22 protein-coding genes and 1 tRNA gene are annotated in these 21,295 nt (G+C 58.5%); 16 read left to right on the forward strand and 7 right to left on the reverse strand.

Annotated features, from left to right (window positions below; all coding sequences use genetic code 11):
• Positions 1 to 7: 7 nt before the first annotated feature.
• Both ACESYO_RS07070 and ACESYO_RS07075 read right to left on the reverse strand, forming a co-directional pair.
• Entirely contained in the window at positions 8 to 1,024 is a 1,017-nt protein-coding gene (locus ACESYO_RS07070) for a transglutaminase domain-containing protein (protein WP_283129450.1), read from the reverse strand.
• Between the two features lie 11 nt (positions 1,025 to 1,035).
• On the reverse strand, positions 1,036 to 1,587 hold the full coding sequence (locus ACESYO_RS07075; protein WP_058965214.1) for a PadR family transcriptional regulator: 552 nt from the start codon (positions 1,585 to 1,587) through the stop codon (positions 1,036 to 1,038).
• Positions 1,588 to 1,742: 155 nt separating this feature from the next.
• Between ACESYO_RS07075 and ACESYO_RS07080 the strand changes: the two genes are divergently transcribed.
• A complete protein-coding gene (locus tag ACESYO_RS07080) occupies positions 1,743 to 3,737 on the forward strand; it encodes an oxidoreductase (RefSeq protein WP_283129449.1) in 1,995 nt (664 codons plus the stop codon).
• Between the two features lie 419 nt (positions 3,738 to 4,156).
• Positions 4,157 to 4,969, forward strand: coding sequence for an HAD family hydrolase (locus ACESYO_RS07085; RefSeq protein WP_373209656.1), 813 nt, complete (start codon positions 4,157 to 4,159; stop codon positions 4,967 to 4,969).
• Between the two features lie 69 nt (positions 4,970 to 5,038).
• Here ACESYO_RS07085 and ACESYO_RS07090 read toward each other — a convergent pair whose 3' ends face one another.
• Complete coding sequence (locus tag ACESYO_RS07090) at positions 5,039 to 5,236, reverse strand: hypothetical protein (protein WP_058965210.1); 198 nt, start codon at positions 5,234 to 5,236, stop codon at positions 5,039 to 5,041.
• Positions 5,237 to 5,496: 260 nt separating this feature from the next.
• Here ACESYO_RS07090 and ACESYO_RS07095 point away from each other — a divergent pair, with 260 nt between their 5' ends.
• Genes ACESYO_RS07095 through ACESYO_RS07105 form a run of 3 tightly spaced genes read left to right on the forward strand, consistent with a single transcriptional unit; the run spans position 5,497 to position 8,068 of the window.
• Entirely contained in the window at positions 5,497 to 6,672 is a 1,176-nt protein-coding gene (locus ACESYO_RS07095) for an NAD(P)-dependent malic enzyme (RefSeq protein ID WP_373209655.1), read from the forward strand.
• Positions 6,669 to 7,508 (forward strand): fumarate hydratase, encoded by an 840-nt coding sequence (locus ACESYO_RS07100; protein WP_058965208.1) that lies wholly within the window; start codon positions 6,669 to 6,671, stop codon positions 7,506 to 7,508. The genes ACESYO_RS07095 and ACESYO_RS07100 overlap by 4 nt, the downstream gene beginning before the upstream one ends.
• Positions 7,508 to 8,068, forward strand: coding sequence for a Fe-S-containing hydro-lyase (locus tag ACESYO_RS07105; RefSeq protein WP_058965207.1), 561 nt, complete (start codon positions 7,508 to 7,510; stop codon positions 8,066 to 8,068). The genes ACESYO_RS07100 and ACESYO_RS07105 overlap by 1 nt, the downstream gene beginning before the upstream one ends.
• A gap of 55 nt (positions 8,069 to 8,123) precedes the next feature.
• Here ACESYO_RS07105 and ACESYO_RS07110 read toward each other — a convergent pair whose 3' ends face one another.
• Positions 8,124 to 9,065 (reverse strand): DUF1848 domain-containing protein, encoded by a 942-nt coding sequence (locus ACESYO_RS07110; protein WP_373209654.1) that lies wholly within the window; start codon positions 9,063 to 9,065, stop codon positions 8,124 to 8,126.
• A gap of 188 nt (positions 9,066 to 9,253) precedes the next feature.
• Here ACESYO_RS07110 and ACESYO_RS07115 point away from each other — a divergent pair.
• Positions 9,254 to 9,329, forward strand: a tRNA-Thr gene (locus ACESYO_RS07115).
• Positions 9,330 to 9,494: 165 nt separating this feature from the next.
• Positions 9,495 to 10,394, forward strand: coding sequence for an alpha/beta hydrolase (locus ACESYO_RS07120; protein WP_373209653.1), 900 nt, complete (start codon positions 9,495 to 9,497; stop codon positions 10,392 to 10,394).
• A 75-nt stretch (positions 10,395 to 10,469) separates the two neighbouring features.
• Here ACESYO_RS07120 and ACESYO_RS07125 read toward each other — a convergent pair whose 3' ends face one another.
• Entirely contained in the window at positions 10,470 to 11,000 is a 531-nt protein-coding gene (locus ACESYO_RS07125) for a dihydrofolate reductase family protein (RefSeq protein ID WP_276870921.1), read from the reverse strand.
• A 178-nt stretch (positions 11,001 to 11,178) separates the two neighbouring features.
• On the opposite strand from ACESYO_RS07125, the gene ACESYO_RS07130 reads away from it, so the two are divergent.
• The 7 genes from ACESYO_RS07130 (at position 11,179) to ACESYO_RS07160 (ending at position 15,621) form a co-directional block, all read left to right on the forward strand.
• A complete protein-coding gene (locus ACESYO_RS07130) occupies positions 11,179 to 11,736 on the forward strand; it encodes a DUF3795 domain-containing protein (RefSeq protein ID WP_346671670.1) in 558 nt (185 codons plus the stop codon).
• 4 nt (positions 11,737 to 11,740) lie between these two features.
• Entirely contained in the window at positions 11,741 to 12,148 is a 408-nt protein-coding gene (locus ACESYO_RS07135) for an SRPBCC family protein (protein ID WP_058965202.1), read from the forward strand.
• A 23-nt stretch (positions 12,149 to 12,171) separates the two neighbouring features.
• Positions 12,172 to 12,636 (forward strand): GNAT family N-acetyltransferase, encoded by a 465-nt coding sequence (locus ACESYO_RS07140; RefSeq protein WP_346671669.1) that lies wholly within the window; start codon positions 12,172 to 12,174, stop codon positions 12,634 to 12,636.
• Between the two features lie 63 nt (positions 12,637 to 12,699).
• Positions 12,700 to 13,557: an AraC family transcriptional regulator gene (locus tag ACESYO_RS07145; protein WP_346671674.1), complete on the forward strand. Its 858-nt coding sequence runs from the start codon at positions 12,700 to 12,702 to the stop codon at positions 13,555 to 13,557.
• 187 nt (positions 13,558 to 13,744) lie between these two features.
• A complete protein-coding gene (locus ACESYO_RS07150; protein WP_058965199.1) occupies positions 13,745 to 14,656 on the forward strand; it encodes a helix-turn-helix transcriptional regulator in 912 nt (303 codons plus the stop codon).
• A 3-nt stretch (positions 14,657 to 14,659) separates the two neighbouring features.
• Positions 14,660 to 14,983 carry a TfoX/Sxy family protein gene (locus ACESYO_RS07155; RefSeq protein ID WP_058965198.1) on the forward strand — a complete coding sequence of 108 codons (324 nt, stop codon included), beginning with the start codon at positions 14,660 to 14,662 and terminating at the stop codon, positions 14,981 to 14,983.
• A gap of 2 nt (positions 14,984 to 14,985) precedes the next feature.
• Positions 14,986 to 15,621: a GyrI-like domain-containing protein gene (locus tag ACESYO_RS07160; RefSeq protein WP_346671673.1), complete on the forward strand. Its 636-nt coding sequence runs from the start codon at positions 14,986 to 14,988 to the stop codon at positions 15,619 to 15,621.
• Between the two features lie 48 nt (positions 15,622 to 15,669).
• Here the strand turns inward: ACESYO_RS07160 and ACESYO_RS07165 are convergent, their stop codons facing one another.
• On the reverse strand, positions 15,670 to 16,428 hold the full coding sequence (locus tag ACESYO_RS07165) for a MerR family transcriptional regulator (protein WP_346671668.1): 759 nt from the start codon (positions 16,426 to 16,428) through the stop codon (positions 15,670 to 15,672).
• Between the two features lie 187 nt (positions 16,429 to 16,615).
• Between ACESYO_RS07165 and ACESYO_RS07170 the strand changes: the two genes are divergently transcribed.
• Positions 16,616 to 17,272, forward strand: coding sequence for a TetR/AcrR family transcriptional regulator (locus tag ACESYO_RS07170; protein ID WP_346671667.1), 657 nt, complete (start codon positions 16,616 to 16,618; stop codon positions 17,270 to 17,272).
• Between the two features lie 189 nt (positions 17,273 to 17,461).
• Entirely contained in the window at positions 17,462 to 19,984 is a 2,523-nt protein-coding gene (locus ACESYO_RS07175; protein WP_373209652.1) for a tetratricopeptide repeat protein, read from the forward strand.
• A gap of 102 nt (positions 19,985 to 20,086) precedes the next feature.
• Here ACESYO_RS07175 and ACESYO_RS07180 read toward each other — a convergent pair whose 3' ends face one another.
• Entirely contained in the window at positions 20,087 to 21,253 is a 1,167-nt protein-coding gene (locus ACESYO_RS07180) for an MFS transporter (protein ID WP_373209651.1), read from the reverse strand.
• Between the last annotated feature and the right edge of the window lie 42 nt (positions 21,254 to 21,295).

Here is a 21,295-nt window from a genome sequence, read left to right on the forward strand (position 1 = left end):
CGGCAAATTACAGGGTTTCGCCCTCGTTGGCCTGTTCTTCGGTGAGCTCCTGCTCCGGGTTCTGGCTCACAAAGCTCACCTGAAACACCGCCTGGGGCCAGTTCAGCCCGATGCGGGGGTGCAGCTCCTTGCGCCGGGCGGCGGTTTCCAGTGTGGCAGTCAGCTCGGCCACAGTACTACGGGTCAGCGGCCCGCCCCGCCAGTGGAAGATCAGCGGCTGATTTTTCCGAATGGCCTGTGCCGCCCGCTTTTCCACGTCCTCAAGCTTTGTGAACGAGAGCTTTTTCTCCCGGTAATAAAACCGGTCGCCAGCAGTGCAGGCGGGGGCAGGGTAGAGCAGGGGCTCGTGATCCCGCAGCAGCTTTTCGTCATTTAAATTGAAGTAGTCGTAGCGGATGGGCCCGGCCTTGCCCAGCGTGTTGTCGAAGGTGGCGTCCAGATGATAATACACCCCGTCCAGCTTCACGATGTTCCAAGCGTGGCGGTATTTGACCCCCTGTTTCGGGTTTGCCTCGGAAAGGGCCACCATGCACCAGACGCCCAGCGCGTCGCACAATGCCTTCACGGTCTTGGCAATGCCCTCGCATACACCAACGCCCTGCCCCAGCGGGCCGATGATCTCGTGGGAATAGGGCTTTTTCAGCTTGTCGTACCGCACATTCCGGCAGATGAAATCGTGCACGAACTGCTCTTTTTCCCTCTCGCTCAGGTTCATGGCCGGGCGGGTGAGCTTCTGGATGCGGGCGGCCATGGCCTTCTGGTGCTCCTGAATCTTGCTCTTTTCAAACAGATATTCCGGCACCATTTCCACGCTGGAGGCCTGCGGGTAGTATCGGTAGGTGAAGCGCACGGCGTAGAAGATTTCCGGGTGATCCAGCCGCAGCTTCAAAAAGATTTCGGAAAGCTGCCCCGGCTCCAGCCGTGGCACGGGAAAGGCGGGGGCAATGGCCCGCAATCCGGTGAGCATGGCATGGTAGGCCGCCTGGCCGGATTTGCCCAGCTGATTATGATAGTAAGATTCCATGGCCGGGGTACTCACTTTCCGTTTTCACAGTGTTCCAGCGTCTGGATGCAGTGCTCCAGCCACTGAACCATGGCGGTCTCACGCATCACTGCCCCTTCCAGCACCAGCCGGTCGCCGGTGGCGGAATCAAAGCGGCCGCTGTATGGTTCGGCCTGATCCAGAGAGCTCTGCAAAAATGCCAGCTTCTGCCGCCGGCGTTCCAGCTGGGCCCGGGTCAGCTCCAGAAGCCGGTCGCGGGAAATGTTGTCGCCAAAATACATCCGCAGCCGGAACACATCCTTGGGAGTGGGGGGGAGGGGTTCGTCCTGTTCCAGCCACTGGCGCAGGTCTGCCATACCCTCCGGGGTAATGCGATAGATCTTCTTCTCCAGACTCTCCCCCTTGATGGAGGTCTCGTATTGAATCAGGCCCTCGCCTGCCAGCCGCTTCAGCTCCGGATACAGCTGGCTGTGGCTGGCATACCAGAAATTGGCCAGCCCCCGGTCGAATTCCTTCATCATATCGTAGCCGGTCAGCTCCCGGCGGCTGAGCATGCCCAGAATCGCATATTTCAACGTGCGCATGACGCCCTCCCTGTATTGGTCGTTTTTAATAAAATTATACCATAAATTTTGGAAGGGAAAACATGTAAAAGTTTATATGTCTATATTTACATGTTTTTGCAGCGGTGCTATAATAATGGCTGTCAACGTGAATCATTTAACAAGGAGGATCACAAATGTTTCCGTATGCAAATCTGTTCGAGAAAACCCGCATCGGCAGCTGTGAGCTGAAGAACCGCTTCGCCATGGCTCCCATGGGCCCGCTGGGTCTGGGCGACGCGGAAGGCGGCTTCAATCAGCGCGGCATCGACTATTATACCGAGCGCGCCAAAGGCGGCACCGGCCTGATCATCACCGGCGTTACCTTTGTGGACAATGAGGTGGAGGAGCACGCCATGCCCAGCTGCCCCTGCGCTACCTACAACCCGGTGCACTTTGTGCGCACCGCCCGCGAGATGACCGAGCGTATTCACGCTTACGGCGCGAAGGTGTTTTTGCAGCTGTCCGGCGGGTTTGGCCGTGTGACCATTCCCACCAACCTGGGCGAGTTCCCGCCGGTGGCCCCCTCCGCCATTCCGCACCGCTGGCTGAATAAGACCTGCCGACCCCTCACCGTGGAGGAGATCCACTCCATCGTGAAGAAGTTTGGCGATGGCGCCTACAACGCCAAGCGAGCCGGTTTCGATGGTGTGCAGATCCACGCGGTGCACGAGGGCTACCTGATCGACCAGTTCGCCATTGCTCTGTTCAACAACCGCACCGACGAGTACGGCGGAAGCCTGGAAAACCGCCTGCGCTTTGCCAAGGAGATTGTGGAGGAGATCAAGGCCCGCTGCGGTCAGGATTTCCCGGTGGCCCTGCGTTACAGCCCCAAGAGCATGATGAAGGACTGGCGCGTCGGCGCGCTGCCCGGCGAGGAATTCAAGGAAGCCGGCCGCGATCTGGACGAGGGCGTGGAGGCTGCCAAGCTGCTGGTGGAATACGGCTACGACGCACTGGATGTGGATGTTGGCACCTACGATGCCTGGTGGTGGAACCATCCGCCCATGTATCAGGAAAAGGGCCTGTACCGCAAGTATGCCAAGCTGATGAAGGAAACCGTGAACGTGCCCATCCTGATGGCGGGCCGCATGGACAACCCGGAAATGGCCAGCGCCTGCATTGCGGACGGCACCTGTGACATCATCAGCCTGGGCCGCCCCCTGCTGGCAGACCCCGATTATGTGAACAAGCTGCGCGCCAACCGGTACGAATTCGTCCGGCCCTGCCTGTCCTGCCATGAGGGCTGCATGGGCCGCATTCAGGAATACTCCGCGCTGAACTGCGCCGTGAATCCCCAGGCCTGCCGCGAGCGGGATATGGCATACCAGCCCATCTGCCGCCCCAAGAAGGTGCTGATCGTGGGCGGTGGTGTGGCCGGCTGCGAGGCAGCCCGGGTGCTGGCCATCCGTGGCCATGAACCTCATCTGTTTGAGGCGGGCAGCCAGCTGGGCGGCAACCTGATTCCCGGCGGCGCTCCCGATTTCAAGGAGGATGACCACGCACTGGCGGCCTGGTACGGCCGTGAGCTGGAGCGCCTGAGCGTTCCCGTGACCCTGAACCATAAGGTCACTGCCGCTGAGGTGCTGGCTGGTGATTACGACGCTGTGATTGTTGCCACCGGTTCCACCCCCAAGGTATTCTCTCTGGGCGACGACGCCAAAGTGCACACCGCGGCGGACGTGTTGAACGGCAAGGTAACCTGCGGCGACAGGGTGACCATCGTGGGCGGTGGCCTGGTTGGCTGCGAAACCGCCCTGTGGCTGGCAAAGCAGGGCAAGCAGGTGACCATTGTGGAAGCTCTGGACAAGCTGCTGGCAGTGAACGGCCCCCTGTGCCATGCCAACAGCGAGATGCTGGAGGCCCTGATCCCCTACAACAACATTCAGGTTGTGACCAGCGCCAAGGTGCAGCACTTCGAGAACGGCGTGCTCACTGCTCAGACTCCGGAGGGCGAATGCAAGCTGGAAGCCGACGACGTGATCCTCTGCGTGGGCTACAAGGAGGAGGACAGCCTGTATAAGGAGCTGGAGTTCTCCGTTCCCGAGCTGTATTGCCTGGGCGATGCCCGCAAGGTGGCCAACATCATGTACGCCATCTGGGATGCCTTTGAAGTGGCAAACCATCTGTAATCCATCCCGATTGAACCATAGAGCAAAGGCTTGCGCTTTTCAAAAAGCGCAGGCCTTTTTCCGGTTGAGTGTAAAGCAACCACCAGCTACGCTGGTGCGAATTACTTGCTTTAGCATTTAGTTTGCGAGCGAAGCGAGATGACAAACTAATTGCCTACCATATAGAGAGAAAATATGGTTTTGGGATTTTGCTCGTTTACGAGCCGTAGGGCAAGAAATGCAGATGGCAGAATTTTTCGTGGCCCCTTAAGGGGCTTTGCTAGTATAATGCCCTTATAGGGCTTACTCAAACCACCGGCTAAGCCGGTGGTTTTGATTGTGTACACAGGCCTTTTTCCGGTTGTGTACACCCCCTTGACAAAACCCTGCAGGGGGAGTAGAGTGAATTCAAATACCCATCTGAATGGAGGAAATATCCCATGATTAAACTGCTTGCCGTGGATATGGATGGCACCTGCCTGGACGGCCGAAGCCGCATGAGCGCCGAAAATCTGGCGGCACTGCGCCGGGCGGCTGAGGCGGGCATTCTGGTGGTGCCCACCACCGGGCGCAGCCTTTCCTGCCTGCCGTACCGGCTGCGCAGCGAGAAGTTTTTTCGTTATGTGATTTCCTCCAATGGCGCTCAGGTCACCGACCTGTATACCGGCGAGGATCTGTTTCAGGCTCTGATTCCCAAGCGGCGCGCCATGCGTCTTGTGCAGCTGGCCCAGAGCCTGCCGGTGAGCATCACTGCCCATGTGGAGCGGGAATATATGGTGCGAGGCCGCGCATTCTGGCTGCTTGGCCGGGTTGTGTTCGGGCCGGATGCCGCCGCCAGTATCTGCGTGGAGAATATGAACCGGGTACTGCGGCAGCATGCAGCTGACGTGGAAGAGCTGCAGTTCTACTTCTTTACCGAACGTACCGGCCGGAAGCTGCGCTGCATGCTGGAACGCCATGCGCTGGACTGCCGCTGGGCCTTTACCAACCAGTATGTGGAGATTTTTTCGGCCAGCGCCTCTAAGGGCGCTGCGCTGGCGGCGTTGGCTGCCCGGCTGAACATTCCGAAGGAACAGATCGCCTGCATCGGTGACGGTGAAAACGATCTGCCCATGTTTGAGGCGGCAGGTTTGCGTATCGCCATGGGGAATGCGGTGCCTCAGCTGAAGGAGCAGGCAAGCCAGGTGAGCCGAACCAACCGGAACAACGGGGTGGCCTATGCCATTGATCGGTGGATCTTACCGGAACAATAAATCAGGGCCGGGCTCTCAGCCGCGTAAAGCGGTCTGGGGCCCGGCCCGTTTTTAAAAGGAGGAACCGGATCAGTAATAAACGGGGCGCACCGTGCTCATGGCCAGATACTGCCGCAGAACGGTGGTGCAAACCTCGTTCTGGGCCTTGAGCCACTGCATTTTTTTGCGCTGCTGGTCCTGCAGCTCCCGCTGGTAGCTTTTCCAGTAGGCGCAGGTTTTGTGGCAGCCCTCAGCATAATGGGGGCAGGAGGAACGGCAGGGAATCATAAACGATGCAACTCCTTTCAGGGCAAAGCAGTCGGCCGCCCGTAAGGCGTGCCGCCTCTGGTATCCTGCCTTCAGTGTATCAGAGTGAACGGCCGGGGCGATAGCCTGCTTTTGTAAAATCTGTGCACGCTTTTGATAAAATGGTATGCGCCAAAGCGGCAAAACAGTAGTGTTACTTATGCCCGGCGGACTGTACAAGCCCGCGAAACTTTTGTATACTGGAACAGGAAAAAACCTAAGAAAAGGATGGCGAAACCCTGATGGATTATTATAAAAAGGCACTGGAAATGCACCAGGAGCACAAGGGCAAGATCGAAGTGGTGAGCAAGGTTCCGGTAAAGACCCGGGAGGACCTTTCCACCGCCTACACCCCCGGCGTGGCCGAGCCCTGCCGCGAGATCGCAAAGGACCCGGCAGCGGCCTACACCTACACCGCCAAGGGCAATCTGGTGGCGGTTGTGAGCAACGGAACCGCAGTGCTGGGCCTGGGCAATATCGGCGCAGCGGCTTCCCAGCCGGTGATGGAGGGCAAAGCCATCCTGTTCAAGGAATTCGGCGGCGTGGATGCGTTCCCCATCTGCCTGGATACCCAGGACCCGGATAAGGTCATCGAGGCAGTGCGCCTGCTGGCTCCGGTGTTCGGCGGTATCAATCTGGAGGACATTTCCTCCCCCAACTGCTTCTACATTGAAGAGACGCTGGAAAAAGAGCTGGATATCCCTGTGTTCCATGACGACCAGCACGGCACTGCCATCGTGGTCACCGCCGCGCTGCTGGGCGCACTGCGTGTGGTGAAAAAGGACATCGGTTCCATCAAGGTGGTGGTGAACGGCCCCGGCGCCGCAGGCACCGCCATCATCAAGATGCTGCTGGCCGCCGGCGTGAAGAATGTGATTGCCTGCGACGAAAACGGTATTCTCTATAAGGACCGGGGCGTGGGCATTCAGGATCACAAAAAGATGCTCTGCGAGATCACCAACAAGGAGGATCTGCGGGGCGATCTGTCGGATGCCATCAAGGGTGCAGACGTGTTCATCGGTGTGTCGGTGGCGGGCGCTCTGAAGCCGGAGATGGCAAAGACCATGGCGAAAGACGCCATCGTGTTTGCCATGGCCAACCCCACCCCGGAAATTCTGCCGGATGAGGCCAAGGCCGTTGGCGTGCGGGTCATCGGCACCGGCCGCAGCGACTTTGCCAACCAGATCAACAACGTGCTGGCCTTCCCCGGTGTATTCAAGGGCGCACTGAGCGTGCGCGCACGGGACATCAACACCGCCATGAAGGTGGCGGCGGCTCACGCCATTGCCGATCTGGTGAGCGATGAGGAGCGCAGCGAGGATTACATCATCCCCGGGGCATTCGATCCCCGCGTGGCGCAGGCCGTGGCGGATGCGGTGGCAAAAGCCGCCCGGGAAACGGGGGTGGCCCGACTGTGAGAGAGATCAGTGCCCAGACCATCACCGAAACGGTGGCCCGCCTTTGCATGGAGTCCAACAACCGGCTTTCCGCCGATATGGAAAACGCGGTGCGCTCCGCCTTTGAAACGGAACAATGGCCCATCGCCAAAACCACATTGAAAACCCTGTGCGACAATCTGGATGCCGCCCGGGATACCGGCCTGCCCATCTGTCAGGACACCGGCATGGCCTGCGTGTTCTGCGAGATCGGCCAGGAGGTGCACATTCAGGGCGACTTTGAAGCCGCCATCCATGCGGGCGTGGCCAGGGGCTACACCGAAGGGTTTCTGCGCAAATCCGTGGTGAAGGATCCCATCCGCCGGGGCAACACCGGCGACAACACTCCTGCCATCATCCACACCCGCATTGTTCCCGGCGACAAACTGAAAATCACCGTGGCTCCCAAGGGCTTCGGCAGCGAGAACATGAGCCGTCTGGGCATGCTCAAGCCCTCGGACGGGGAGCAGGGTGTGAAGGACTTCGTGCTGGAGACCGTCAGGCTGGCGGGGCCCAACCCCTGCCCGCCCATCGTGGTAGGCGTGGGTGTGGGCGGCACCTTTGAAAAAGCCGCGCTGCTGGCCAAGCAGGCTCTGCTGCGCCCGGTGGGCAGCCACCATCCGGATCCCTACTATGCAGCCATGGAACAGGAGCTGCTGGAAAAGATCAATCAGCTGGGCATCGGCCCCCAGGGCTTCGGCGGCGAGACCACCGCGCTGGGCGTGCAGATCGAAACCTATCCCACCCACATTGCGGGCATGCCGGTGGCGGTGAACATCAACTGCCACGCAACCCGGCACAAGGAGGCGGTACTGTAATGGAATACAAGCTCACAACACCCCTCACCGAAGAGGTGACCCGCAAGCTGCGGGCAGGGGATACGGTACTGTTGTCCGGCGTGATCTATACCGCCCGGGATGCGGCCCACAAGCGGCTGTGCGAATGTCTGGACCGGGGCGAGGAACTGCCCATCGACGTGAAGGACGCGGCCATCTATTATGCAGGACCCACCCCCGCCCGGCCGGGGCAGGCCATCGGCGCCTGCGGCCCCACCACCAGCTATCGGATGGACGCCTACGCTCCCCGGCTGCTGCACCTTGGCCTGAAGGCCATGATCGGCAAGGGCAAGCGCAGCGAGCAGGTGGTGGAAGCCATGAAAGAAACCGGTGCGGTTTATCTGGCGGCCATTGGCGGTGCGGGTGCACTCATGGCATCCCGGGTAAAAACCGCCCAGCTGGTCTGCTATGAGGATCTGGGCAGCGAAGCCATCCGCCGGCTGGAGGTGGAGGAGATGCCCCTCACGGTGGTGATCGATTCCCTGGGCAATAACCTGTACCAGACCGGCCCGCAGGAGTATCTGTCGGCTCAGCAACAGTAATTTGCAACGAAAAAAGCTGCCTGTTTGTTTTTCAAGCAGGCAGCTTTTTTGTCAATTAAAACCCGTCCATGCGCAGCTGATCAACTCGAAGCGAGGAAAAGGTGGGATGAAGAATTCGATCCTGCGGGCCGGGCCAGCCGACCAGAAGAGGGGAACAGGGGTCGTGTGCCGCATGATTGGCCGCAATCTGACCGGGCGAAAAATTGGCGTAGCAGTATCTGCAGCCACCCGGGCAGGTGTTGTAGATACCGATGTCCACACTGGCCGCGCAGCCGCATTCCGGCCGCTGCCCTTTGGCGGGCGACCAGTGCAGCGGCTGCCCCAGCAGCGATTCAAACAGCGCTCCGTCCACGCAGCTTCCATGGGCAATGCCTGCCGCACGCAGATCCAGTGCCTCGGCGCAGCTCTGCACACGCATGCCGCAGCTGGCGGCAATTTCGGCAATTCCGCGGGCAAGGCGGGCGGCAATTTGCGGGTCAAAGGCTGCCGGAACCAGCGGCCGCATCCGGGCACGGGTACCCCGGTATTCATCCAGAAAGCTGATCACACAGGTTTCGGTGTATCCCTGCAGGCGGCGGGCAATCTGTTCGAAGCGGGTCAGATGCCAGTTTTCGCTGTACTCCCGGGTGAAAAAGATGGGGTCATACCGCCAGATCACCCGACGTGGGCCCAGTTTGCGGGAAAGCTGCCCAAAGGCCGGAATAAGCACGGTATCCTTGTCCGGCAGGGAGGGCTCAGCCTCCGGGCCGTAACCGGTGAGGGTGAATTGGAAAACAGTGAGATAGCGTTCCAGCTCATTCAGACGGGGCAGCATGGGCAGAGGATTTTTCGTCCAGAAAACGATGCCGTCCACAACGTCCGGGTTCAGTGGAATGTGGTGCAGCTGGTGCGGCGCACGGGGCGAGGGAACGAGCACGAAGCCCTGTGCAAGGCGGCGGAAAAACCAGTCCGCATACCAGGCGGGAATGTCGGTGCGACGGCTGACGCTCAGCAGCATGGAACCCTCCTTTCCGCCGGAAACGAAAAAACGAATACCAAAAAGCCCGGCAGAGAAAATCACAAAACAGGGAATATGGTTTTATTTTATCACATCCCGCCTGTTTTGCGCGATTGCCTCTTGACGAAACGCCGATTTTTCGGTATCATATTTATTGTTGCTCAGCTGGAAATTCGGTTGAGTAATTTGCTGGAGTGGCTCAGTCGGTAGAGCAGCTGATTCGTAATCAGCAGGTCGTCGGTTCAAGTCCGATCTCCAGCTCCACGTCGGAATGGACTGTGCTCCATTCAAAAAGCCCGGGCTTGCCCGGGCTTTTTTCATACCGCTCCGTCATTCCTCCTTTTCCCCACAAAACTTTGCTGTGCAAACTTTTGCGGGGGCCCCACTCTGCGGCCATGCCACATAGCCGTACATCAATTTTAAAAGCCTGTGAATGGCCTTGTTGAGCCGTTTGCGGGCTTTTTTGTTGTTTTCAAATTGCCGGTCATCACCGGAAAACACCTGGAAAACCGTGATAAACTAACAAATAAACTAACAAATAAACGAACAGAAATGGTCGTTCAATCGGGCAGATTCAGGCGAAAATCGGTTGAGAACTTCATTCCGGCGCGGTACAATAAACACAGTTCGAATCGAAAGCGGGGGGCGCTCATAGTGAAATCCTTTACAGCAGGCGGCAAAACCATCACTGTTTTTTCGGCAGCTGAGCCAGAAACTCCCATTATTTATCTGAATACGTTTTCCAATGAAGGTCAGAAGGTGTTCGAAGCTGCCCGCATGCTGGGCTGCCCGCCGTTTACGCTGGTGGCCGTCAGCGATCTGAATTGGAACCACGACATGGCCCCCTGGAACAGTCCGCCTGCTTTCAAAAACGCTGAGCCCTGCACCGGGGGTGCGGATGACTATCTGCGGCTGTTGACGGAGCAGATCATTCCCATGGTGGAAAATGAGCTCCCTTGTACACCGAAGTGGCGTGGAATTGCAGGCTATTCGCTGGCCGGGCTGTTCGCGTTGTATTCCATCTACCAAACGGACCGGTTTTCCCGCGTGGCCAGTATGTCCGGTTCGCTGTGGTTTCCCGGCATCAAAGAGTATGTTGCCTCCCATGAACCGAAGCAACAGCCAGATTGCATATACTTTTCCCTTAGCGACAGAGAAAGCAGAACCCGAAATCCCATGCTGAAAACCGTGGGCCAGAACACGGAGGAGATTCAGGGGTTCTATCAAGCCAGGGGGATTGACACCGTGTTCCAGCTGAATCCGGGCAACCACTACGACCACGCGGCGGAGCGGACTGCCGCAGGGATCTGCTGGCTGTTAAACAGGTAAGAGAACAATCACAAATGCCGCCCTCTGTGCTTATGCAGAGAGGGCGGCATTTGTTGTGTGGCGTTAAAAAGTCCGTCACCGTTTTTCGTAAACAAGATCCACAATCCCGTTGTATTGCTGCGTTTTTACCAGTTTCAGCGGCAGCGGGTGGGGCAGCTCCGGAAACAGGCGGATGCCTTTCCCCAGCACCACAGGAATCATGGAAAGCCACAGCCGATCAATATGGCCCTCTTTCAGCAGCTGCCCGGCCACCGACGCGCCGCCGCAGATCCAGACATTGCCTGCACATTCTGCTTTCAGCTTGTTTGTCAGTGCGGTGAGCTCACCCTTCCAGAAGCAGATGCCCTCCCGGGCCGCTTCCTGCCGATGGGTTACCACATAGCAGGGGCGGCCTTCATAGGGCCAGCTGTTTGGGGAAAGCTGGGTGACGATCTGGTGATAGGTGGACCAGCCCATAACAATGGCGTCCACTGTTTCGTAAAACGACGGATAACTGCCGGGGGCATCCGGCTGACTGCCGTCGCCGCCCAGCCAGTCCACACCGCCCTGCTCATCGGCAATATATCCATCTACGCTCATGGCGAGATATAAAACAACGTTTCCCATATTTGCACGCTCCTTTCTGTCTATTGTATCCAAAGGCTGCGGAACGCACAAGATGAGTGAGGCATAACGGACATCTGCCCCGCTCCTGTGCTATAATACACACAGGCAAAACGATAGAGGCCGGGGCAGCGGAAAACGCGTTCCGGCATTTGTGAAACAAGAATCTGGAGGCAGCAACATGAAAGGCTTTACCCGTGCAGAAACCCGATTCTCTCTGTGTGGGCTGAACTGCGCCCTGTGTTCCATGCGGCTGGGCGGCTACTGTCCCGGCTGCGGCGGTGGGGCGGGCAACCAGAGCTGTGCACTGGCCAGATGCTCGCTGGAGCATGGCGGCATCCAGTTCTGCTGGGAGTGCCCGGAATATCCGTGCTCCCGTTACGAGAGCTTCGATGACGGGGATTCCTTTGTCCCGCACCGGAACCGGACGCAGGACATTGCCAGCGCCCGGGAGCTGGGGCTGGAAGTATATCTTGAACGGTTGGAGGAAAAGCGTACCATTCTGGACGCGCTTCTGGAAGGCTACAATGACGGCCGCCGCAAAACACTTTTTACCACAGCGGTGTACCTTTTGCCGCTGGAGGATTTGCGCACCGTGATGGTCACACTGACCAGCCAGCCGGAACGGACGGAGCAGCCCGTTAAGGAGCGGGCACTGGCCGCCGTGGAGCTTCTGCAGGAGGCGGCGGACCATCGGGGCATCAGTTTGAAGCTGAACAAGAAATCAAAGAAAGGGTGATCCCATGGCGACTTCCAAAGTGACTGTTCATTTTTCCTGCCCGGTGCAACAGGTGTGGCATACGGTGACCGACCTCGCCCATACCGCCTGGCGCAGTGATCTTGCGCAGGTGGAGGTTCTGGATGAAGTTCATTTTGTGGAGCATACCAAAAGCGGCTATACCACGAACTTTGTCGTTACGGCTTGCGAGCCAATTCGTTTCTGGGCCTTCACCATGGAGAACGAGAACATGTCCGGCAGCTGGGAGGGTGTTTTTGAAAAAACAGAGAGAGGAACCCGGTTGACCTGCACGGAAACCGTCACCGCCAAACGCTGGTGGATGCATCCCTTTGTACCCGGCTATCTGAAACGCCAGCAGAAGTTATATCTGGATGATCTGCGAAGAGAACTGCTGAGGCAAACGTCGCTGTAATTTTAGGAGAAAGGAATCCGGTTATGGAAATCAGACTTGCCCACGAAACGGATATTGACGGCTGGATGATGCTGGTGGAACAGGTACGGGATGCGTTCCCGGGCCTGGAAACTGCCGAGGCGATGGCGGAGCATCGGGCTACTGTTTTGAATTTTATCCAGAACTCTTCCGCAGTCTGCGCGGAAGAAGAGGGATGCATATTGGGCGCACTGCTGTTCTCGAAGGAAAACAGCATGCTCTGCTTTCTGGCGGTGAACCCGGCCTGCCGCAGGCAGCACATTGCCCAGAAGCTGGTGCATTTTATGCTGCTCCGGATGGAGAAAGGCAAGGACATTACCGTGACCACCTATCGGGAGAGTGACCCCAACGGGGCCGCCGCCCGTGCATTTTATAAAAATCTGGGCTTTTCCGAGGGGCGGCTGACCGAAGAATTTGGCTGCCCGGTGCAGGAGTTCATCCTGAAGCGCCCGGCTGCCGGACAGAAATGAGCACGGAAAATCGGGCGAAGAGGGCTGTTTTCCGGTATGCTGAATCCAGAAGGACGGTGTGACCTGGATTGGGTAACAGGCATTCATCGGGCAATTCAGTATATCGAGCAGCATCTCCGGGAGGAGTTGACCATCCGGGATATTGCGCAGCAGGCGGCTCTGTCGCCCTTTTACTTTCAAAAGGGCTTTGCCATGCTGTGCGGTATGACGGTGGGCGACTACATCCGCCAGCGCCGGCTTTCAGTCGCCGGGCTGGAGGTTCTCACGACGGACCGGAAGATCATCGACATCGCGCTGGAGTTCGGATACGATTCGCCGGACAGCTTCACCAAAGCCTTTGCCCGCTTCCATGGGCTCACACCCGCCGCACTGCGAAAAAGCGGAGGCGCGGTTCGTTCCTTTGCTCCGCTTCGGATCAAAGTGACATTGGAAGGTGGTCAAAACATGGATTGCAAAATCATGAAAAAAGAGGCATTCACCGTGCTGTGCCGGGCGAAAACATTCAGATATGAGGACGGCGCGGTGGCAGTTCCCCGGTTCTGGGCTGAGCATTTCGCCGTGGGCGGCGGCGAGGTGGTGTGCGGCATGTATGGCATCAATCTGGACGAGAGCATGGGCGGCAACGAGTTCGAGTATCTCATTGCCGACAATTACGACCCCGCCCGGGAGATTCCCGACGGATTCACCACCCGCACCATCCCGGCCCATACCTGGGCGGTGTTTCCCTGCACCGGGCGGATGCCCCAGGCATTGCAGGGGCTGAACCAGCAGATTTTCTCCCAGTGGCTGCCCACGAACCCGGATTACAAGATTGCCGCCGGCATCAACGTGGAGCTGTACAGCGACGCCAGCAGGTTTGAACAGGGCACACAGGATCAGGAATACTACTGCGAGGTATGGATTCCGGTGGAGAAAAAATAATTTCCACACCGGCAGAGTAAGATAGCGGAGCAGGGTGACTGTGTCCGCTTCGCCAAAAAAGCTTCCTCCGAAATGGCAAAAGGTTCGGAGGAAGCTTTTCCTGTCTCCAGAAGCATTTGGTGCAAACATGACACACAGCTGTCCGTTTCCTGTGCTATAATACAGGCATCGGAAGGGGGGAAGGGTCGTGAAGATGGAGCGAATGATCGGCATTTTGTCCATTCTGCTTCAGCAGGAGCGGGTCACCGCGCCGGAGCTGGCCCGGCGGTTTGAGGTTTCCCGCCGAACCATCCAGCGGGATATAGACGCGCTGTGCCGTGCGGGAATTCCGCTGGTGACCACCCAGGGCGCAGGGGGCGGCATCTCCATCATGGAAGGCTATCGGGTGGACCGTACCCTGCTCACCACGCCGGAAATGCAGGCCATTCTGGCGGGGCTGCGCAGTCTGGACAGCGTCAGCGGCAACCGGCAGTATGCCCGGCTGATGGAAAAGCTCTCGGCAGGGGCGGGGGAGCTGCTGCCCGGCGGGGCCTGTATGCTCATTGATCTTTCTTCCTGGTACAAAAGCAGTCTTGCGCCCAAAATCGAGTGCATTCAGGCAGCGATTGCGCAGGGGCAGACCATTCGATTCATGTATTTCTCACCCAAGGGGAAATCCACAAGAACCATTGAACCCTATTATCTGATTTTCCACTGGTCGGCCTGGTATGTGTGGGGCTGGTGTTTGACCCGGCAGGATTTCCGTCTGTTCAAGCTGGGTCGGATGACCGACCTTGCCACCGGGGAACCCTTTGTTCCGCGTCCGGCCCCGCGTCCGGATCTGCGTGCCGAGCGGATTTTTCCGCCCCGGTATCCGGTAACGGTGGTGTTTCAGCCGGAACACCAGTGGCGGCTGGTGGAGGAATACGGCGCGGACAGCTTTACGCAGCAGCCGGACGGTCTGCTGCGCTTTGAAGGCTTTTTCCCGGATGAAGCCAGTGCGCTCAGCTGGATTCTGACCTTTGGCGACGGGGCAGAACTGCTGGAGCCGCCCCAGCTGCGGGAAAAGCTGGCGCAGTTGGGGCGCCGGTTGCAGCAGAAATATGAACGGAGGAATTGAACGATGGCATCTCGGGCAGACTTTGTGGAATATGTGGCGGAGCAGATGCAGCAGGCGGGCAGCATCCGCAGCAAAAAGATGTTTGGAGAATACGGCCTTTACTGCGACGGTGTGTTTTTTGCAGTAATCTGCGATGACCAGCTGTTTGTGAAGATCACGCCACAGGGAGAGGCGGCGTTTCCGGATCTGCCCAAGGCGCCGCCCTATCCGGGCGCACGGGACAGTTTCCTTGTGGAGGATGTGGATGACCGGGAACGGCTCACCGCGCTTGTGCAGATCACCTGTGATGGATTAAGGCAGCAGCCGACAAAGAAACGGAGGAAATGACCATGCCCTTTGACTACAAAAAAGAATATAAGGAGTTTTATCTGCCGCCCAAAACGCCGGGAATCGTCACGGTGCCAGCCATGGATTTTCTTGCCGTGCGGGGTGAGGGCGACCCCAATCAGGAGGATGGCGCATACAAACAGGCCATCGGGCTGCTGTATGCGGTGGCGTTTACCATCAAGATGAGCAAAAAGGGCGGGCACAAACTGGAAGGCTACTTCGATTATGTGGTTCCGCCGCTGGAAGGCCTGTGGTGGCAGGAGGGCCTGCACGGGGTAGACTATTCCCGCAAGCAGGATTTCCGGTGGATTTCGCTCATCCGCCTGCCGGGGTTCGTTACCCGCGAGGTCTTTGACTGGGCCATCCGGGAAGCGACGGAGAAAAAACAGCAGGATTTTTCCCCGGTGGAGTTTTTCCATTGGGAGGAGGGGCTTTGCGTCCAGTGCATGCACATCGGCCCCTACGATGAAGAACCCGCCACCGTGGCTGCCATGCAGCGGTACGCACAGGAGCAGGGCTATGCGGAGGACTTCGGGCAGGAACGGTTCCACCACGAGATCTACCTGAGCGATGTGCGGCGCTGCAAGCCGGAACGGCTGAAAACCGTGATTCGCCACCCGGTGCGGAAAATCCTGTAAAAAATGCAAAAGGGGCTCCCGGAGGTTTGCCGGGAGCCCCTTTGTCATTTACTTGATCCAGCAGACGACCGCGTCCCGCAGGAAACGGGCGCAGCCGGGCAGCTGTTTGTCGTAATAGGCGGTAAACCGTTCGTCCAGCACATAGAGCTCTGCAATGCCCCGGTGTTTGGCCGGGGTATAGGGCGTACCGGTGAGGGTGAGCCACTGGCGGTGAAGCTGGGCAATGAGCTTGCCTTCTTCACTTTCCGGCGAGCAGCCGGAGCGCACCGCTTCCTCCAGCTTTTGCTGGATTGTTTCGCCCAGCTCGGTCCAGGTGCTGTGCTGCTCCCGGCTCATGCCCATCATGGCGGCGTTGGCCTGATCTACCTGTTCGTCGCCGTATTTTTCCCGGATCTCTTTTCCGTAGCGTGTTTCGTTTTCCGCCACAGCCTGCTTTTTAAAGCATTCAAATTTCTGTTCGTCGTTCATCGTCTCATTCCTTTCCTCTGCGTGGATGGTGGCTTTTACCGAGCGGATCAGCCCGTCCAGCCGTTCCTTTTCTGTCTCCAGTGCGGCAAGATGGCTGCGCAGCGCGGCAAGCCGATCGAAGGCGGGGTCATCCAGACATTCTCTGATCTGCGCCAGCTCCACCCCGAGGGCGCGGTAATAAAGAATGTCCTGCAGGCGGTCCACCTGAGCGTCGCCGTAGTAGCGGTAGCCGCTTTCGGCCACCCGGCCGGGCTTCAGCAGGCCGATCTGGTCGTACCAGCGCAGGGTGCGGGTGGTCACCCCGGCCAGCTTCGCCAGTTCCTGAATGGAATATTCCATGAAAATCCCTCCCTGTGAACAAGCATAACCGTTGACGGTACGGTAAAGTCAAGAGAAAAAGCAAAATTTTTTATGCTGCTGGAATTTGGCACAGGGAACAGGCTTGTAATTCCTATCATGCAGGAATATAATATGGATAAAGACTATTTTGTGAATTTGTTCTTTATTGGTATGGGGAGGTGAAACCGTGGCGCGTAAATCCTATTCCTCTCAGGAGCGGGAAGAAATCCGGCAGGCCCTTCTGGCCACCGTGCTGCGGTGCATTGCCCAAAACGGCCTGATCCACACCAGCGTGGACAGCCTGTGCCGTGAGGTGGGCATCTCCAAAACCTTTTTCTATACCTTCTTTCCCTCCAAGGAAGAGCTGGTGCTGCAGGCGCTCTGCCACCAGCAGCCGCGGTTGCTGCACTATGCCCAAAGCCTGATGGAGGATCCGGCGCTCAGCTGGCGGCAAGGGGTGGAACGGTTTCTTCGCAGCTGCTGCTATGGCCGGCAGGAAAATGTGGCGGTGCTTTCCATTGAGGAGGAGCAGGCGATCTTCCGCTGCCTTACCCCGGAGCATTACCGGGCCTTCCAGCAAAGGCAGCTCTGGTTTTACAGCCAGCTGCTGACCGTTTTTGAAGTCCCGGTGGAACGGGTGGATCCCCGCCTGTTCGGTAATATGGCCCTGACCATGATGATGGTGTACCGGGCCATGCCGGAGGGAATGCCCTTTCTGTTCCCGGAAATTGCCGGGGATATGGTGGAGTTCCAGATCAGGGCCATTGTGGATTCCATGGAGCAGGCCCGCAAAGAACAGAAAACGCCCCGGTGCATTCCGGATGAGGAATTCCGGGAAGGATGAGGTTGTTATGAAACGATCCCAGCCCCGGCACAGCTGTGCCAACGGATTTGTGAACGAGATGGAAAACCGCTTTGCATGGCATGGAATGCAGAGCTTCTGGTTTTCTGCGGCTTTTTTACCCTGTGTCTCTCCGCCTGTGCGGCGGTGATACGCGGGGCTTTTTTTGTTCAGAAAAGGAGGAAACCCCCTATGGAATTGTTGGAACAGTGCCAGCTCTGGTGTGAACAGGGCGACTATCAGGCCATTGTGGACACGCTGGAAGCCATTCCGGCCGGGCAGCGCACCCCGGAAATGGACAGCGAGCTGGGCCGGGCTTACAACGGCCTTGCGGGCGAGGGGCAGCGGGAGCTGTATCAAAAGGCGCTGGAGCTGCTCAGACCTCATGAGGAATACTTTGAAAAAGACCACTGCTGGAACTACCGCATTGCTTCTGCCTATTACTATCTGGACGAAGAGGGCCCGGCGCTCTACTACTTCAAAAAGGCACTGGAGGCCCGCCCCGGCGACGAGGACACGCAGGAATACATCGACGATTGCATGGACCGGCTGACGCTGCCCCGGTTCGAGAAAACCTTCCGGCAGCGCACCCGGCAGGCCTGGGCCGTGTTCGAGGGGATCGAAGCGGAGCTGCGGACCATGATTGAAGCGGACACGCTACGGGAAAAGGGCGGGGAAATTCTTGCAAAATGCCGCAGGCCGCTGGAAATCGCGCTGAAGGATGTGGCCTTTGAGCTGGGGTTTAACGGCGAAAAGTACGAGCTGATTCTCAGCCCGGAAGGCAACCGGTCCCGCCTGTTTCCGCTGGTCTATTTCCAGCAGCATGCCCCGGCATCGGTGCTGGAACACTGGAACATCTGGGTGGGGCGGCAGCCGGCGGATGCGGACTTTACGCTGGATTGCGGCGGGCAGCAGGTGAGCGCCCGGGACGTGCAGGTCTGGCTGGAGCCCATCCACAACGGTCAGGTTCGGCTAACGCTGTTCTGCGAGAAGCTTCTGCCCCTGCTGGAAACCGATTCCGATCAGGTCTGGTGGATGCTTTCCGCCCTCACGGATCAGACGCTGGGCGAGGTGGCCGCCATTGCTCTGATTGGCGGGATGGAGGTTTACACCGCGCCGAAGGATGAGCCGCCCGTTTTGCTGGCGGAGCTGCCGCAAGCGCTCCGGCGCATGGGGCTTCGCCTCTGGTCAGATGCGGCGGAATATCTGGATGCCAGCTATCTTTCCTACGAGCTGGAGCCGGTGGAGGATCCGAGTGCGGACTGGCGGCTGGATGTGGTGGCGGGCACCACCTGCCTGCCGGCCCTGATCAACGACTACCTGAGCGCCCGCTCCGCAACGGTGGACGACTATCATCGGAATGGCATTGCGGCGGGGTTCTTTCTGTATCCCATTCAGGGCTTTGGCGGGGAAAATGCCACCGAAAAGGCGCTGGATTTCCGGGATGCGCTGGAGGATGCGGTATATGAACAGGCCGGGGAGGACGTGGTGACCTTCCTGGGCGGAGCCACCGGCCTGTATTGCGGCTATCTGGATTTTATCGGCTGGGACCTGCACGCGGTTTTGCAGGCGGGGCAGGATTTTCTGGAGCAGAGCGGCATTCCCTGGGCGCAGTTTCACAGCTTCCGCCGTGATGTGGGCGGTGTGACGCTGGTGAACCGGGAAGAGGAAAAGGAACCGGAAATCTGCCCGGAAACGGGCTCGCTGCTCTCGGCAGAAAACATCGAAACGCTGGAGTCCTTTGTGGAGGATAACACCGGCTATTATGGCAAGATGCTCCACTGGCTGCAGGAGTTTGTGGAAACTGGTGTGGAGGAAGGCAGATTCACCGAAAAGCAGGCCCGGCGGGATTTGCAGATCGCCCTCTGGTATGCCTACGCCTGCACCAATCTGGACGAATATCTGTATTATTACCGGGCTGCCCAGTGGATGAAGGACTCGGAACGGAACGCCGCCGGCTGCGGTACCTGGTATTACCGCTATTCGGTGACGCTGATGTACTGCAACCGGCTGGAGGAAGCGCTGGAATATGCGGAACGGGGCGCACGGGAAGAGCCGGACTACCCCTGGATCTGGCTGCAGGTGGGCAAGCTGCGGGCCCATTTTGGCGATCCGGCCGGCGCATTGCAGGCGGTGAAACAGGGCCTTGCCCTGGTGCCGGGGGATTACGAATTCCTGACGCTGGAGCAGGAGATTCGCGCGGGCGCCACGCTGGAACAGATGCTGTGCCACTGGATCAACCCGGAGGCGGACTCTTTGTTGCAGGCAGGAAACGACGCGGACGCAGAGGAAAAGCAGAATGCCATTGCCTGCGTCACCGTGAACGAAGCAGGCCTTGCGGCGTTTTACCGGATGTTCCGCCCGGAGCAGTACGGCTACACCAGAAACGATCCCGATTGCCAGTTCCCCTATCCCGTCGGGGAGCGGCAGGTGGTGGTTTCCTTCCGGATGAACGAGGCCGGTCTGTCCAAGCTGAGCGCGGACTGGCTGCAATGGTTCAAAGATCGGCTGGACAGCGGCGACTGGCTGACCCACACCCCGGAGGAGGGGCCGCAGGGCGTGCTGGAAGCGGTGTTTGTGGCTCAGAGCTGCCGCATGGGCTTTGTGTACCGCCAGCCGGAGGAGAATGATTATTTCCAGATCTTCCGGGATCGGGACGGCAGCGAATGCAGCGAAGCCCGGTTTGCAGGGTACCGGCAGGAGCCGGAGGATTGAGCGAACAATACAAGGCGATGCCCCAAAACGAGGGGGACGCAATGAAAAAGACCCGGCTGAAAATCAGCCGGGTCTTTTTCGATAGGAAGGAATGGGGAAAGCTCAGGATTTATGCAAACGGCGAGAGTAACCGTCCACATAACACAGGTAGACCACACCGCCGATGGCGTAGGCAATGGCGGTAAGGGCGAAGCCCAGGGGCAGGCCGATGCTCTCCTGTATGAAGCCCATCAGCAGCGAACCGATGCCGATGCCCACATCGTAGGAAAGCATGTAGGTGGCGTTGGCCACGCCCCGCTGGGGTGCCGGGGTGGTTCCGGTGACGAAGGACTGAAACAGCGGCTGCAAAATGCCGTAGCCAAGCCCAAAGAAGAAGCCGGCGGCCAGCAGATGGACGCCGCTGTTCAGGAACAGATAGCTGAGCATGGTCAGGATCAGCACCGCCAGACTGAGGTACACCAGTACCCGGTGATGCCCTGCGTCAATCATCTTCTGGGTGGACAGTTTGGATACCAGCATGCCCGCCACAAGGAAGATGTAGAAGTAGGGCAGGAAGGCGGAGAGCCCCTTTTCCTGTGCAAAGATGGAGGAATAGGCGATCACCGCGCCGTAGGGGATCATCAGAAACATCATGTTAAACATGAAGGGCAGCGCCGGGCCATAGATGGTGTCCCGGATGGAGAACTTTTTCCGCTCTACCTTGGGGTAGCGGATGCGGCAGCAGGATACGCACACCAGCGCCGCCACGGTGATGCCGAAGATGGTCCAGAAGGAGGCGGCGCTGCTCATGTGGCTCTGCACCTGCAGGCCCACATAGGGGCCCACCGCCATGCCGATGGGTACGGTGAAGGCGAACCGGCTGATGCCCTCGGTGATTTTGGCGGCGGGCAGCACATCGCCGGCCAGCGTCATGGTGGCGGAGCCACACACCGAGTACACCGCGCCCATATACAGCCGGATCACGATCAGCGCGCCGAACAGCGGGAAGGCGAGAAACGCCGGGAAGGAAAGGCAGAACAGCGCCAGAAATACCAGATACACCCGATAACGGTTGAAGTTGTCCAGCAGATAACCGGCCACCGGGCGGAACAGGATGGTTGCCACCGACATGGCGGTGAGCACAATGCGCACCTTGGAGCCGGTGATGCCGATTTCCTGGCAATAAATGGGGATGATGGGGATGGACGCATAAAACGCGGCCAGAACCAGCAGGTTCGTTATGAACAGCAGAATGAACCGCCGATTCCAGATTTTTTCACTCGATTTCATGGAAAAGCTCCTTTGCATAATTTAAAATGGTGGCAATTGCCA

The sequence above is a fragment of the Allofournierella massiliensis genome (assembly GCF_964241245.1).
GTDB classification, from domain to species: domain Bacteria; phylum Bacillota; class Clostridia; order Oscillospirales; family Ruminococcaceae; genus Allofournierella; species Allofournierella massiliensis.